The 14,731-nt window shown below is 60.1% G+C and carries 16 protein-coding genes; 10 read left to right on the top strand and 6 right to left on the bottom strand.

Features of this window, described 5'->3' with window-relative positions:
• The first annotated feature begins 105 nt into the window (after positions 1–105).
• Both GGE33_RS11165 and GGE33_RS11170 read left to right on the top strand, forming a co-directional pair.
• Positions 106–1,830: a peptidoglycan D,D-transpeptidase FtsI family protein gene (locus GGE33_RS11165; protein ID WP_148147364.1), complete on the top strand. Its 1,725-nt coding sequence runs from the start codon at positions 106–108 to the stop codon at positions 1,828–1,830.
• A 198-nt stretch (positions 1,831–2,028) separates the two neighbouring features.
• Positions 2,029–3,978, top strand: coding sequence for a methyl-accepting chemotaxis protein (locus tag GGE33_RS11170; RefSeq protein ID WP_183823144.1), 1,950 nt, complete (start codon positions 2,029–2,031; stop codon positions 3,976–3,978).
• Positions 3,979–3,980: 2 nt separating this feature from the next.
• Here GGE33_RS11170 and GGE33_RS11175 read toward each other — a convergent pair whose 3' ends face one another.
• Complete coding sequence (locus GGE33_RS11175) at positions 3,981–4,586, bottom strand: LysE family translocator (RefSeq protein WP_148147366.1); 606 nt, start codon at positions 4,584–4,586, stop codon at positions 3,981–3,983.
• A gap of 621 nt (positions 4,587–5,207) precedes the next feature.
• On the opposite strand from GGE33_RS11175, the gene GGE33_RS11180 reads away from it, so the two are divergent.
• Positions 5,208–5,654 carry a DoxX family protein gene (locus tag GGE33_RS11180; protein WP_148147367.1) on the top strand — a complete coding sequence of 149 codons (447 nt, stop codon included), beginning with the start codon at positions 5,208–5,210 and terminating at the stop codon, positions 5,652–5,654.
• Positions 5,655–5,733: 79 nt separating this feature from the next.
• Here the strand turns inward: GGE33_RS11180 and GGE33_RS11185 are convergent, their stop codons facing one another.
• From GGE33_RS11185 to hisS, 4 genes are read right to left on the bottom strand one after another with little or no spacing between them, the layout of a single operon-like run.
• Positions 5,734–6,342, bottom strand: a complete 609-nt coding sequence (locus GGE33_RS11185) for a class I SAM-dependent DNA methyltransferase (RefSeq protein WP_183823146.1) — start codon at positions 6,340–6,342, stop codon at positions 5,734–5,736.
• 5 nt (positions 6,343–6,347) lie between these two features.
• Positions 6,348–7,040 carry an ATP phosphoribosyltransferase gene (gene hisG, locus GGE33_RS11190; RefSeq protein ID WP_183824090.1) on the bottom strand — a complete coding sequence of 231 codons (693 nt, stop codon included), beginning with the start codon at positions 7,038–7,040 and terminating at the stop codon, positions 6,348–6,350.
• A gap of 5 nt (positions 7,041–7,045) precedes the next feature.
• Positions 7,046–8,155: an ATP phosphoribosyltransferase regulatory subunit gene (locus GGE33_RS11195; protein WP_183823148.1), complete on the bottom strand. Its 1,110-nt coding sequence runs from the start codon at positions 8,153–8,155 to the stop codon at positions 7,046–7,048.
• 30 nt (positions 8,156–8,185) lie between these two features.
• Positions 8,186–9,706, bottom strand: a complete 1,521-nt coding sequence (gene hisS, locus GGE33_RS11200) for a histidine--tRNA ligase (protein ID WP_183823150.1) — start codon at positions 9,704–9,706, stop codon at positions 8,186–8,188.
• 146 nt (positions 9,707–9,852) lie between these two features.
• Here hisS and relB point away from each other — a divergent pair, with 146 nt between their 5' ends.
• The 6 genes from relB (at position 9,853) to GGE33_RS11230 (ending at position 12,832) form a co-directional block, all read left to right on the top strand.
• Positions 9,853–10,083: a type II toxin-antitoxin system RelB family antitoxin gene (relB, locus tag GGE33_RS11205; RefSeq protein ID WP_183823152.1), complete on the top strand. Its 231-nt coding sequence runs from the start codon at positions 9,853–9,855 to the stop codon at positions 10,081–10,083.
• Positions 10,067–10,336: a type II toxin-antitoxin system RelE family toxin gene (locus GGE33_RS11210; protein WP_183823154.1), complete on the top strand. Its 270-nt coding sequence runs from the start codon at positions 10,067–10,069 to the stop codon at positions 10,334–10,336. The genes relB and GGE33_RS11210 overlap by 17 nt, the downstream gene beginning before the upstream one ends.
• A gap of 17 nt (positions 10,337–10,353) precedes the next feature.
• A complete protein-coding gene (locus tag GGE33_RS11215) occupies positions 10,354–11,106 on the top strand; it encodes a hypothetical protein (protein WP_183823156.1) in 753 nt (250 codons plus the stop codon).
• A gap of 78 nt (positions 11,107–11,184) precedes the next feature.
• On the top strand, positions 11,185–11,583 hold the full coding sequence (locus GGE33_RS11220) for a hypothetical protein (RefSeq protein WP_183823158.1): 399 nt from the start codon (positions 11,185–11,187) through the stop codon (positions 11,581–11,583).
• A 52-nt stretch (positions 11,584–11,635) separates the two neighbouring features.
• Positions 11,636–12,037, top strand: a complete 402-nt coding sequence (gene copM, locus GGE33_RS11225; protein ID WP_183823160.1) for a CopM family metallochaperone — start codon at positions 11,636–11,638, stop codon at positions 12,035–12,037.
• A gap of 78 nt (positions 12,038–12,115) precedes the next feature.
• Positions 12,116–12,832 carry an HAD family hydrolase gene (locus tag GGE33_RS11230; protein ID WP_183824092.1) on the top strand — a complete coding sequence of 239 codons (717 nt, stop codon included), beginning with the start codon at positions 12,116–12,118 and terminating at the stop codon, positions 12,830–12,832.
• Here GGE33_RS11230 and GGE33_RS11235 read toward each other — a convergent pair.
• The gene (locus GGE33_RS11235) at positions 12,829–13,452 is read right to left on the bottom strand and encodes a DNA-3-methyladenine glycosylase I (protein WP_183823162.1); all 624 of its coding nucleotides are present in this window, start codon (positions 13,450–13,452) and stop codon (positions 12,829–12,831) included. The genes GGE33_RS11230 and GGE33_RS11235 overlap by 4 nt on opposite strands.
• Before the next feature lie 305 nt (positions 13,453–13,757).
• Between GGE33_RS11235 and GGE33_RS11240 the strand changes: the two genes are divergently transcribed.
• On the top strand, positions 13,758–14,588 hold the full coding sequence (locus GGE33_RS11240) for a L,D-transpeptidase (RefSeq protein ID WP_183823164.1): 831 nt from the start codon (positions 13,758–13,760) through the stop codon (positions 14,586–14,588).
• Positions 14,589–14,731 lie beyond the last annotated feature (143 nt).

Below are 14,731 nucleotides of genomic sequence, written 5' to 3' on the forward strand. Positions count from 1 at the left end.
CGTGATCGGTTCGGCGCGCGATATTAGCGTGTCGTTAACCATCCGAACCTAGACAATCGTCGGCACGGTGGTCGATGATCTTCCGCCTGAGAGCAGAAGACCTTCATGTCAGTTATCGCCTTTTCCCTTCGCAAGAGCGGTCGCGTGAAAACGCTGATCTCTGCAAAACGCTCAGCCAAAGCAAAGCGGAAGGCGCCGGGCAGTGCGAAGCAGGCGAGATCCCGCCTCGTCATCCTGTCGACCTGTTTCATCCTTGCCTATTGCGCGATGTTTGCCCGGATGACCGAATACGGCTTCAGCCCGGCAGAGGCGACCGCATCCATTCCCGCCAATAACAATATCGCGGCGCGTCCGGACATTACCGATCGCAATGGCGAGCTTCTGGCGACAGACATCCACACCGTTTCGATGTTTGCCGAACCTTTCCGCATCGTCGATCTCGATGAGACGGTGGAGAAAATCTCGGCCCTTTTTCCGGATCTCGATCGCAAGTCGCTTTATGCCAAGCTTTCCGACAAGCGCCAGAAATTCATCTGGGTTCGCCGCCAGCTGACGCCGAAGCAGCAGAGCGAAGTGCTGAAACTCGGCATCCCCGCCATCGGCTTTCGTCCGGAGGTGAAGCGGTTCTATCCGGATGGGCGCATCGCGGCGCATGTGCTCGGTTATGTCGATATTGACAATCGCGGCGTCGCCGGCATGGAAAAGTATCTCGACATGCAGGGGCTTTCCGACCTGAAGAGCGTCGGGCTGACCACCGAAGAAGCGTTGAAGCCGATCCGCCTTTCGCTCGATATCCGGGTGCAGAATATCGTCTATGACGCGGTTCGCCACGCGATGAGCGAATACAAGAGCAAGGCTGCCGGTGCGGCCGTCATCGACATTCACACCGGCGAAGTGCTGGCGCTTGCCTCCGCACCCGATTTCGATCCGAACGATCCGCAGGCCGATGGCGGAGACGGCTGGCTGAACCGGATGACCAACGGCACGTTCGAAATGGGCTCGACCTTCAAGACCTTTTCGATGGCGATGGCGCTCGATTCCGGCGTGACAAAACTCTCCGATACGTTCGACGCCACGACGCCGCTTCATTTCGGCCGCTTCACCATTCATGACGACCGCGACGTGCCGCGCCGCTGGCTGACAGTACCGGAGGTCTTCCGCTACTCCTCCAATATCGGCACGGCGAAGATGATGGACCGGGTCGGCATGGATAACCAGAAAGCCTATCTCACCAGGTTCGGGCTTTTGACACGGATGGAAACCGAACTGCCGGAAGTGAAGACGCCGAGCCAGCCGAAAGTGTGGAAGAAGATCAACGCCATCACCATCTCCTTCGGCCATGGCGTGGCGACCACGCCACTGCAGACGGCAGTTGCGGGCGCGGCCCTCGTCAATGGCGGCGAGCTGATCGAGCCGACCTTCCTGCCGCGCACGGCAGAGGCTGCCGAACAGACCGCGGTGAGGATCGTCAAGCCGAGCACGAGCGATACGATCCGCACCCTGTTCAAGCTCAACGGCGAAGAGGGCTCGGGCAAAAGCGCCGACGTTCCCGGCTTCCATGTCGGCGGCAAGACGGGAACAGCAAACAAGGTCATCAACGGCAAATATTCCCACACGCTGAGCTTCAACGCCTATCTGGCGGCCTTCCCGATCGATCACCCGCAATATGTCGTTTTGTCCTTCTGCGACGAGCCGCTTTCGGGCGAAGGCACGACGAGTACTTTTGCCACCAATACGGCAGCGCCGATGGTAAAGCAGATCGTTGCGCGCGCAGCGCCGATGCTCAATGTCGTCCCGGATTTCGAACCGACGATGGTCGCGAACTACTGAGACCGCCTGCCCCCTATGAATACATTCGCTTCTCGGAGGCAGAAGCATGCTGCAACCAAGGTCCAAATGAAATTCGACGGCACCACCTGTGCGAGTATAATTTTAGACAGGTATAAAATAATACATTAGCCGATACTTAATCATAAAGACCTGCCGCTACCCTGGCCTCGACGCACTCTCTGCACACGGGGCATTTCGATGAAGCACATCTCGATCGTCGGCAAGTTCATGGCCATCATGGCGCTGTTTGGTATCTTCGCCATAGCCATTGCGGGTTACAGCAGTTCACGCATCTATGAGATCAACGGGTCCTATGGCGATCTTCTGCACAAGGAGAGTACGGCATCACTTTCGGTGGCGCGTGCCAACCGGTCGATCCAGATGGCTCGGGCGGCGATAGGTGATCTTTTGATGTCGCGCACGCCGGAAGGCAATGCGGCCGCGACCGCGGAACTGCAGCATGCGCAGGCGGGATTTGCCGAGCGGATGGACGCGGCGATCGGCATTCTTTCTGATAACCGGGATCTGCATGCGCTGAAGGCTGCCGGCCTTTCGATCCTTCAGCAATCCTGCGCACCGGCAATCAGGCTCGGCGAGGTCGCAAAGACAGAGGGCGAGATACAGGCATCGCAGGAGGCTTTCCTGACCGGCTGCCAGCCGCAGTTCGCCGCATTTGCCGAAACGTCGACGAAAATCACCGATACGATCATCAATGGCGTATCGGGCAAGGCCGAAACTCTCGGCAGTGCTGCCAATACCACAGCATTGACTACGCTTGGCGGCGTCCTTCTCGGTCTTGTCGTCGTGCTGTCGGTCGGGTTCTTTGCCATTCGCAGCTGGCTGGTGCGGCCGATCAAGCAGTTGCAGGCAACGATGGTCAACTTGGCCAACGGCAATCTTTCGGTGACGATCGACGGCGTCGATCGCCGCGACGAGGTGGGCCAGATGGCTGGTGCGGTGCAGGTATTCAAGGATAACGGCCTGCGCGCCCGCGAAATGGAACAGCAGGCGCAAGACAACCGCAGCGCCCAGGATGCGGAGCGCCAGCGCAACGCTGAAGCCGACCGGGTGCGGGCAGCAAACATGGCGCAGGCGACGGAAGGGCTGGCAGAGGGGCTGAAGCAGCTTTCCAGCGGTAATCTGGCAGTCACGCTTAACCGGCCGTTCAGCCCGGATTTCGAAGGCCTTCGATCGGATTTCAATTCCGCCGTGGCGCAGTTGCGTGACACAATGCAGGCTGTTTCAGACGCCACCGGCGCGATCGACAGCGGTTCGCGCGAACTTTCACAGAGCGCCGCCGATCTTTCCCGCAGAACAGAACAGCAAGCCGCCTCGCTGGAGGAAACCGCAGCAGCACTCGACGAGATCACCTCGAATGTTGCCAATTCCTCTAACCGCACGGAAGAGGCGCGCGGAATGGCCGTGGAAGCCAATCAATCGGCGCTGCAATCGGGTGAGGTGGTCGCGAAGGCGGTCAATGCGATGCAGAAGATCGAACAGTCGTCGGAACAGATTTCCAGCATTATCGGGGTGATTGACGAGATCGCCTTCCAGACCAATCTTCTGGCGCTGAATGCGGGTGTGGAGGCCGCGCGCGCAGGTGAAGCGGGCAAGGGATTTGCCGTGGTCGCCCAGGAAGTGCGCGAACTCGCCCAGCGCTCGGCCCAGGCGGCAAAGGAGATCAAGGAGCTGATCCGCAACTCGGCCGATGAGGTCAGAAGCGGCGTTTCGCTGGTCAGCGCCACCGGTATTGCGCTTGCCGGCATCCGCAATCATGTCTCGGCGATCAATAGCCAGCTGGATGCGATTGCCACATCATCGAAGGAACAGTCGGTCGGCATGTCGCAGGTGAATGTCGCGGTCAACCAGATGGACCAGGTCACGCAGCAGAATGCCGCCATGGTGGAAGAGGCAAACAGCGCCAGCGTGGCACTTGCCGGTGAAGCGGAGCGGCTGCGTGTGCTGGTGTCCCGCTTCGATCTCGGTGCGGATGCTCCGATCGCAACGGCCCCGGCTGTGCGCGCCGTCTCACCGACAGCGCCCGTCCGTCAGGTTCACCCCTCGCCCGCACGGTCGCTGGCCGGAAAACTGGCAGCAGGACTGGGGCTCGCGCCCAGCGCTGCAGGGGATAATTGGCAGGAGTTCTGAAGCTATCGCGTTCCTTCGGTCGCAAGCTTCAATCCAAGTGCGGCAAAGGATGCGGCGAAGGCGCGGCGCATCCAGCTCATCGCGGTTTCACTCTGCAGCAGATATTGCCGCCCGGTCGCGGCAATCACGGCATAACCGATAAACACGATGAAGGTCATCGCGGTGAAGCCGAGACCAAGTTCGATCAACAGCCCAACCGGGCTTCCAGCGGGTACGAATTGCGGGATGAAGGCGACGAAGAACAATGGCAGTTTCGGGTTCAGTATATTCAGCAGAATGCCGCTACGGATGAGCTGCAGCGGGGATTTCGGTTCCGTTGGGCGCACCGACAGCCCGCCTCGCCCTTTCAAAACCGCCCAGGCCATCCAGAGCAGATAAGCGACGCCAGCGAATTTGATCGCCTGGAACAGAACCGCGCTCGTGTGGAGAATAGCGGCAAGACCGGCCATGGCGACGACCAGATGAATGACCGTCGCAATCGTGCAGCCGATCGCAGCCCAGAAACCCGCCTTCAATCCGCCGCCAAGTGTCGATGACAGCGTGTAAACGACACCGATGCCAGGCGAGAGGCATATTATGAACGCCGTCACCAGATATTCGAAGGTCATCCCTCACTCCCTCCCATGATCGCAATGCGAAGACAGGGCGCAAGGATGGAGCAGGAAAGCGAATCTATCAAGCTGTGTGCTCGCCACGTAGTCTTTCGTCCCGCAAATGCAATGGCGCGGCAATCGGACGGGGAAGCTTTGTCTCATTGATCCCAGTAAAATCAGGATGATGGCGTGAATTTCGCGCCCCTTCATCCCCGCAGCGAATGGCGGTCACATAATCATGTCGCTTTCGCCACCGGAGTGTTTCGCGAGACGTTCGTGGGCAGGCGGAAGCTGGCATAAGCCTGTCGCAGTCACGCCTGCGGCATGCAAGGCATGTCCGCAAGCCGACCCATCCTCATGAAAGGAAGAAATCGAGGGAAACCGGCAGGACATCAACCAATATGCCAGGCCGCGCAATTGCAACGCCATACAAACATATATCCCGATTCCGCATTTGCGCGGCCTCTCCCCTGTTTCACATCCCGCGCCGAGCCTTGTCGTTGTCGTTCATTTTTAGCGAACAATTTGTCCACCTTCGTTCACCTTTCGGGGCACCGATAAACGTGGCACATACAGCTCCAGAGAATTCAACCGCTGGCCCGAAAGACCGGAGCTGGCGAATATCTGGAGACTTCCATGTCTAGCTCGCAAAACACCATCGTCCTGATCGCCCGTATCCTCTTGTCCTTCATCTTCATCTATTCCGGCTTCGGCAAACTGACCGATCCGGCAGGCACCGCCGGCATGATCACCGGCGCCGGCCTGCCTGCTGCCACGGCTCTGGCTTATCTCGCCGGCCTGTTCGAATTCGTCACCGGTCTTGCCGTTCTCGTCGGCTTCCAGACCAAAATCGTCGGCTGGGCGCTTGCACTCTTCTGCATCTTCACCGGTGCCGTCTTCCATTCGGGTACCGTTGCCGTTCCCGGCTGGCCTGATGCGGCTCTCGGCTGGATCAACGCCCTTAACGGCATCATGCTGATGAAGAATTTCACACTGGCCGGCGCATACATCCTGCTCGCAACCTTCGGCCCGGGCGCATATTCCATCGACGCCCGCCGCGGTTCCGTCGCAATTGCCGCCTAACAATTATCAAATCCCTGCCAAGACATTCCCGCCGGACCAACATCCGGCGGGTTTTTTATTGTCTGAATAAAGGACTGTTCTAGCGGCGGATATTTTTGGCGAGCCAGACGGTCGCGCCGCCGCAGGCAGGATCCTGCGAGATCTGGGCGACCACCCTAAAGCCGTTCTTCTGCAGCAGCGCCTCATATTCGGCCTTTGACAGGCTGGCATGGTAAAGCGGCTCGCCGCCGAACTCGCCCATCGCCTCGCCTTCGAAATGACCGCTGGTAAACATCAGCGCAGCACCCGGACCGGCAAGCGCGCCGAAGCGCGGAAACATCGCCCGCTGGTCATCGGCATTCAGGTGAAAGAAGCTGTGCCACGCAAGGATGCCGGAAAACTTGGTCGGTATGTAGAACTTCCGCATGTCGTCTTCATGCCAGGCCATGCCCGGAAACCGCTCGCGCGCCAGCCCGATCAGCGTCTTCGACGTATCGACACCGGTGACGTGAAAACCTCTGCTGATCAGATGTGCAGCCATCGGCTCGGCCGCCCCGCAACCGAGATCCAGCACATGCCCGCGCTGCGGGATAAGCCCGGTAAAATGATCGAGCCACGGCCGTTCGAACAGGTTGCGACCGCGCACCTTGTCGAAGGCGAGCGCGTGGCGTTCATAAAGCCCGATAATGTTGGCGTCCGCGCCTGACATCCTGATCACACGGCCTTGCGGACTGCCTCGACGATCGCCGCGATACGGTCGTCGCCTTCGTGCTCGGCCTTGCGGGCGCGAACAAGGCAGGCTTCCGACTTCAGGATCACGCCATCGGACAGGATCTTCAGGTGATTGGCCTTCAGCGTCGAGCCGGTCGAGGTGATGTCGACGATGATATCCGCCTGTCCCGCGGCAGGCGCTCCTTCGGTGGCGCCAAGGCTTTCGACGATGCGATAGAGCTGGATGCCGTGGCTTCCCGAAAAATGCTGCTGCGTCAGCCGCCAGTATTTGGTGGCGATCTGCAGACGGCGGCCATGGCGCGAGCGGAAGTCGGCGGCAACGTCACCGAGATCCGCCATCGTGTCGACATCGAGCCAGATCTCCGGCACGGCGACGACGACATCCGCATGACCGAAGCCGAGGCGGGCCGAAATTTCGACCTTACGGTCGGCATCTGCCAAACCTTCGCGGATCAGGTCTTCACCGGTCACGCCGAAATCGACCGTTCCGGCACCGATTTCGCGGGCAATCTCGGAGGCAGACAGGAAGGCGATCTCGATATCGTCGTGACCGTCGACCTTGCCGCGATAGGAGCGCTCGTTACCAACGGCAACGATCGGCATGCCGGCGCGCTCGAAGATTGCGGACGCATCTTCCTTCATGCGGCCCTTGGAGGGGAGAGCGATGGTAATCATAGACATCAGCGCGCCCTCGCCTGTTCGATCCGGTCGAGCCAGAGCGAGAAGCCCACGGCCGGAATATCTTCGTTCGCACCGAGAAGCGTCATCAGCCGGTCAAAACGCCCGCCACCGGCCAGAACCGCGTTGTCGCGGCTGACTTCGAAGACGAGCCCGGTGTAATAATCGAGCGGACGGCCGAATGCGGCGCGGTAGGTCACCTTGGTCAGGTCGACACCGAGATCGGCCATGGCCTCCGCGCGTGCCTGAAACGTCACGAGTGCCGCCCCCATGGCAAGCCCCGCCGCATCGGCGAAACCGGCCAGTGCTGCGGGAGCCTCGGAAAGCGACATTTCCAGCGACAGGAATTCGCTCAGGAGAAGAAGCGCCGAGCCATCGAGCCTGGTTTCGGCCAGCGATTGCTTTTCCTTCAGCCGGGCCGCGATTTCGCGCGGCGAACGGCTGGCATTGGTGGAGTACCCCGTCTCTTCCATGGTCCGGTCGATATGGGCGATCAGCGCCGCCTCGTCCTGGCTCAGAAGCGCGGCAAGCTCTGGTGACAGACCCGTTTCAGCCTGCGGGCTCGCCAGCGTCATCAGCAGGTGCCGCAGATGGGCATTGTTGCCGAAGGACTGGATCAGCCGTTTCTGCCAGCCGCCGGGCAGGCCAAGCGCACGAACGACCGCCTCGAAGACCGCCTGGTCACCGAGCGTTACCGTCAGGCGGCGGCCGGGAATGAGGTTGTGCAGGATCTGCATCGCATCGTTGACGGCGCGCGCATCGGCATTGGCCGTCGCGGTCTCGCCCAGATCCTCGATACCGGCCTGATAGAACTCGTTGTCACCCTCGCGGCGCTGGCGGAACACTTCGCCGAGATAACAGTACCGCCGCGGCGTGCCGGTGGCATTGGCGATATGGCGCAGGCAGACGGGAATGGTGAATTCCGGCCGAAGGCAGAGGCTCTCGCCCGTCTCGCTTTCGGTGAGGAAAATACGCCGGCGCAGGTCTTCGCCCGCCATGTCGAGGAACGGCGCTGCCGGCTGGATGACCGGTGTGTCGATCCGCGCGGTACCGCGGGCAGCGAATTCATCGAGCAGGGTGCCTGAAAATTCGGGCATGTTGATCAGAGGCATGGGAGAGCTCCCGAAACACAGGAAACGCGATCAAACATCCTTCGCCCGCCTGCGATCTTCGGCCTGAGCCGCGAGAATATCCTTCACCTTGGCAACAAGATCGGCTTCCGACACAGTTTCCTGAGCCACACGCGCCTCGCGCCACGAAGCGTTGTCCTCGATCTCACCAGACAGGCGCTTGCCCTCGATCAGGTCCTTCAACTGTACGACGCCTTCCGCGCGCTCATCACCGCCCTGAATGATGGCGATCGGGCAACCTCTGCGGTCGGCATATTTCAGCTGGTTGCCAAACTTCTTCCAGTTGCCCTGATACATTTCGGCGCGGATGCCTTCGGAGCGAAGAGCCTGCGTGAAACGCTGGTAACGGCCCATGCTTTCCACATCGCCATCCATGACGGTGACGAGGACGGGAGCCAGGACCTCGTCCTGCCCCAGCTTGCCGAGGTTCTTCAGCGCCGTCATCAGCCGCGATACGCCGATGGAGAAGCCCGTTGCCGGAACCGGCTGCCCCATGAAGCGCGAGACGAGACCATCATAACGCCCGCCACCGCCGACCGAGCCGAAGACGACCTTTTCACCCTTCTCGTTGGTGACGTCGAAGGTCAGTTCGGCTTCGAAGACCGGACCGGTGTAATATTCGAGGCCGCGGACGACGGAAGGATCGATCTTGATGCGGTCCGGGCCGTAACCGGCACCGGTCGCCAGAGCGCCGATCGTGTTCAGTTCATCGACGCCTTCGCCGCCATTGGCAGTACCGGCAACGAGCTCGGCAAGCTGGGCAGCGCTTTGCGCATAGTCCTTGATGCCGACGAAGAAGAGAACCTTGTCGATCTGGTCGGCATTCAGGCCCGCACCCTTGGTGAAGTCACCGCTCTCGTCCTTGCGGCCTTCGCCGAGAAGCAGCTTCACACCTTCCGGGCCGAACTTGTCGAGCTTGTCGATGGCGCGCAGCACGTTCAGGCGCTGGCCGGCCTTGTCGTCACCGCCGAGACCGATGGCTTCCATGACGCCATCGAGAACCTTGCGGTTGTTGACGCGGATCACATAGTCGCCGCGCTTGATGCCGAGCGCTTCCATCGTGTCGGCCATCATCATGCACATTTCGGCATCGGCCTGAACGCCCGGCGCGCCGACCGTATCGGCATCGAACTGCATGAACTGGCGGAAACGGCCCGGACCGGGCTTTTCGTTGCGGAACACATAACCGGCGCGATAGGTGCGGAACGGCAGCTGGATCTCGTTGAAATTCTCCGCCACGTGACGGGCCAGCGGCGCCGTCAGGTCGTAACGCAGGCTCATCCACTGCTCGTCATCGTCCTGCAGCGAAAACACGCCTTCGTTGGGGCGGTCAGAGTCAGGCAGGAACTTGCCCAGCGCATCGGTATATTCGAACAGCGGCGTCTCGACCGGATCGAAACCGTAGCGCTCATAGACCTCGCGGATTTTCGCCGTCATCTCGTTGGTCGCATGGATATCGGCAGCCGAGCGGTCGACAAAACCGCGCGGCAGGCGGGCCTTGAGTTTCTGGGGCTTCTTTTGCTTGTCGCTCATGATCGATATCCATTGCTTTGTGGCCTTCGGAAAAGGCCGAAAATACGAGCGGTTTCTTAGAGGATGAGGCCTCACCCGGCAAGGGCGGCGGCTGGCGAAGAGTGCAGCGCAATGGTATATACAGGCGACCTGAAGGATTAATCACCATGAACAAGCGTGTCACCATCGAAATGCCGGATGAGATGATGAAGCTCGTAGAGGAATATGCGGCCGAAGCCGGTTCCGCGCCGGATGCCTATATGCGCGAGGTGATCGAGCAGCATCTGGAGGATTTGCACGACATCGCACTCGCCGAGGCGGCGATGGAGCGCTTAAAAAACGGCGAGCGCACCTACACCTGGGAAGAGATGGAGCGCGAGGTTGGCGTGGAAGATTGACTTTCAGGCGACTGCGATCAAACAGCTCAAGAAAATGGGCCATATAGAGTCGGCTCGCATACGAGATTTTCTGCACACCCGGGTGAAGCCGCTCGACAATCCCCGCCAACTCGGCAAGGCCCTTCAGGGGCCTCGTTTCAAACATCTCTGGCGCTACAAGGTCGGTGACTATCGCATCATCTGCGACATACAGGATCAACGACTGGTGGTTCTGGTGATGGAAGTTGATCACCGCCGCCAAGCCTACCGTTAGTCTTTGCCTGTATTCATATGATCCTCGAAGCCATCCAATATACCGCGACCGCTCTGGTCACGCCGCGAAAATTCCGTCCCTTCATCCGCTCTTCTCTCGGCCTCTGGGGCCGGGCGGCGCGTTGCACGAAGGACTGGGCGGCGCATGAAGAGAATTGCCATGCCTTTATCCGCGAGACGATCGCGCCGATGAAACAGCGGCGCACCGCCGTCGTGCTCGGCTCCGGCCTGCTGCGCGATGTGCCGATAGTCGAACTGTCGAAACGCTTCGATACCGTCGTGCTGGTCGATCTCGTGCATCTCGCCAGCGTCCGCACATGGATCAGGGCAAAGCGGCTGACCAATGTCCGGTTGATCTCGCGCGATCTTTCCGGGCTTGAGGATGCGCTGTCTGGAAAGACACCGGAGCCGCTGGCGTTTCTGCGGCAGGTACCCTATCTCGATCTCGTCGTCTCGGCCAATATCGTCTCGCAGATCGGCGTCGGCTGTCGCCGGCTGCTGGAGCGATCCGGCCATGAAAATCCGGATGCAGTCATCTCGCAACTCATCCGCGCCCATCTCGACGGACTTGGGCAACTGCCCTGCAAGACGGCGCTGCTGACGGACATCAGCTATGAGGTGACCGACCGCGACGGGGCTATCCTTGAAGAGGACGACCTTCTCTGCGGCGTTGCGGCGCCTGAGGCGAAACGGCGGTGGAACTGGCCGGTGGCGCCGTTCGGCGAGATTGGCCGCGACCGGCAGGCCATCCATCGGGTGATCGCGGTCTGAACCGTCACCGCATCCGATCAGCGTGACGTGATGCCGGCCTCGCTTGATTTCCAACGCCCAAAGCTTAGAATCATTGCAATGAGACAGCTCGCCACCATCATGATGTTTGCCGCCTGGCTCCTTTACGGAGCGATGCCGGCTATGGCTGTCATGCCTATGGCGGGTGCGGCAATGGCTGGCGCAGCAATAAACGCCGGTCCAGCAACGTCGCAGCACGCCATGCCGGTCCATTCGGGGCATGGCGATATCGCGCAATCCGATCCCATGCATGGCGAGATACAGCAGCCTTGCCCGCACAAGAGCGAAGACGGCAAGAAGATTTGCGTCGCACCTTTCTGCTCCGCCTGCCTGGTGATGCCGCCGCACATCACCTTCGCCGATAGCGGCCGTTTCATCCACCGTTACCCCGCACCGGAAACCGGCCTTTCGCTGATCGTTTCAGGCCCTGCGCCGCTGACGCCTCCTCCCCGAGCCTGATCGTTTTCGTCATATCATCGATAACGAATTTCAGGACACGGAAGGATACCTCATGTCCAAGACCACGATCATTGCCGCGGCTGCGATAACGCTCGCCTTTGCCAACACGTCCTTCTCCGGCGCATTTGCGCAGGAAATGAAGGGCCACGACATGAAAGGCCATGCTGGCATGACGATGAATGCTGCGTCGGCCGAAGACAGCGCCTCGACAAAAGCCTTCAAGGCCGCCAATGCAAAAATGCATCAGGGCATGGCGATCGAGTTTTCCGGCGATGCGGATGTCGATTTCGCCCGCGGAATGATCGCCCATCATCAGGGCGCGATCGACATGGCCAAGATCGAACTCGAATACGGAAAGGACCCGACCCAGCGCAAGCTGGCGGAAGCAGTGATCAAGGCGCAGGAGGCCGAGATCGCCGACATGCAGGCCTGGCTGAAACAGCACGGAAAATAAGAGCTGAATGAGATGGCGCCGGGCAAGCTTGCCGCTTGCCCGGCGTCGATCTTCCTCCATATGATAGGGCCGGAGGCAGTGGACATGCGCCCGATTACCGCTATCGGCTTTGATGCCGACGATACGCTCTGGCAGAACGAACAATATTACCGGCTGACGGAAGAGCATTTTCAGACGCTGCTCGGCGATTTTGCCGAGGGGCCGGATATTTCGGCCAAGCTGCTCGAAGCCGAAAAGCGAAACCTCGAATATTACGGTTTCGGTATCAAGGGTTTCACCCTTTCGATGATCGAGACCGCCGTCGAGATCACCGAGGGCAAGGTTCCGACAAAAACGATCACCAAGATCCTCGAGATTGGTCGTGACCTTTTGCGCCATCCGGTGGAATGCATGCCGCATGTGGAAGAGACGCTTGAAGCGCTGAACGGCCATTATCTGCTGGTGCTGATCACCAAGGGCGACCTGTTCGACCAGGAGCGCAAGCTGGCGCAATCAGGCCTTGGCGACTACTTCGATGCCGTTGAGATTGTCTCGGACAAGAACGCCACCACCTATCGCCGCATCTTTCACAAGGTTGCAGAAGGGCCAGAACGGGCGATGATGGTCGGCAATTCATTGAAATCCGACATCGTGCCGGCAATTGCCGCCGGCGCTTACGGCGTCTTCGTTCCCCACGCACTGACCTGGGTTCTTGAACACGTCGACGCGCCGACCGATGCTCCGCGCTTTCGCCAGATCGACCATCTGGGCGAGCTGCACGGCGTGCTGAACGGCATCACCTCGGCCTCGGATTAGGGTCGTTTGAACCTCAGCCGCATCTCGTCCACCTCGCTCTGGCAGAAGCAGCCGTCGATATGGTCGTTGACCATGCCCATGGCCTGCATGAAGGCATAGATCGTCGTCGGGCCGACAAAGCTCCAGCCGCGTTTCTTGAGGTTCTTCGAAAGCGCCACGGAAACCGGCGTGGTCGGATTGGCGCGCAGCGTTTCGAGATCGCGCGTAGCCGGGCGCTGGTCGGCACCGGGTTCAAAACTCCAGAAGAATTTGGCGAGCGAGCCGAATTCCTGCTGCAGTTCGATGGCGCGGCGAGCATTGTTGATGGTAGAGACGATCTTGCCGCGATGGCGGATGATACCGGCATCCGCCACCAGCCGCTCGATGTCGGCCTCACCGAATTCCGCCACCTTGTGAAAGTCGAAGCCGGCAAAGCCCGCGCGAAAATTCTCGCGCTTGCGCAGGATCGTCAGCCAGGAAAGGCCGGACTGAAACCCTTCGAGGCAGATCTTTTCGAACAGACGGATATCGTCGGTGACCGGGCGGCCCCATTCCTCGTCGTGGTAACGGCGGTAATCCTCCAGCCCGCCATGCCAGAAGCAGCGTCCCCTGCCATCCTCGCCGGTTATGATGCCCGCCATTTCCTTCTCCCAGACCATACTATCCGCTCTAATTCTTTCTACGCAATTCCAATCGTTAACGGCAGTATCGCCGGTTTCAGTTTCAGGCAACCATGTCTCGAAACCGGCGGGTAACCTTGCCGGAAGCTATATCGGATTTGACGCATGAAACGCGCCACCCGTTTACCATTCGCTTTGAGCTTGCGTTCACCATCTGCCTCAAATGGCGGGCAATTTAAGTGGCGCATCGTACTTTCCGAAAATCGATTTCGATTTTCAGGTCGATGCGCGGCCGCCTTTCGGTGATTGTAACGAGTGGATCCGACATGAAGGCGAAACTTCTTCTCGCGCTGGGCCTTGCTGCCCTGTTTTCCAGTTCCGCAATGGCGGATGATCGTTATCGCGAACGCCCGCCGATCGTGGTCAGTCCCGATCTTGCTGCTCCATGGCTGATGCAACTCGGTGCGCAGCCGCAGGCCCGCCAGAGACAGGTTCAGCCGCAGCGATCGATGAAGCCGCAGGCCGTGGTGACCGGCCAGCGCAATTATTACCCGGCGGCGCCGAACCGGCCCGGTGTCGCGCGGCAGGCGGACGTGCAGCAACCGGCCCGCACGCCGGTCGTGCGCCGCGGCATCTTCGGCGACAACAGCCAGGTGCAGCAGGCAGCCGTGCGTCCCAACCGGGCTGTCCGCAGCCAGATCGAGCCGCAGTTCCTGCCGCAGATGGTGGCCTATGACACGAAGGAAAGGCCGGGCACGATCGTCATCGATACCAATAACCGTTTCCTCTATCTCGTGATGGAAAACGGTCAGGCCAAACGTTACGGCGTTGGTGTCGGCAAACCGGGCTTCGAATGGGCTGGTGAACACAAGGTGACCCGCAAGGCGGAATGGCCGAGCTGGGTGCCGCCGCAGGAGATGATCGCCCGCGAGGCCGCCAAGGGCCACTACCTGCCTGCGCGCATGGATGGCGGACCGGAAAACCCGCTCGGTGCGCGCGCCATGTATCTCGGCTCGACGCTCTACCGCATCCATGGCACCAACGCGCCCTGGACGATCGGCAGCGCCGTCTCGTCCGGTTGCATCCGCATGCGCAACGAGGATGTAACCGATCTTTACGGACTGGTAGAGATCGGAACCAGGGTGATCGTGATCTAGGTTTTCCGCCCCTTCGACATGTATTCATGTGGCCGGATCGACACGATCCGGCCGTTTTATTATCCACAGGCTGCCCATATTCTCGCCTCTTTGACTTGCCCTACAGGCCAAGCCGGGACATTTTGCCTCGGCTTGAAGATCAG

It is taken from the genome of Aliirhizobium cellulosilyticum, from assembly GCF_014198105.1.
Classification (GTDB): Bacteria; Pseudomonadota; Alphaproteobacteria; order Rhizobiales; family Rhizobiaceae; genus Neorhizobium; species Neorhizobium cellulosilyticum.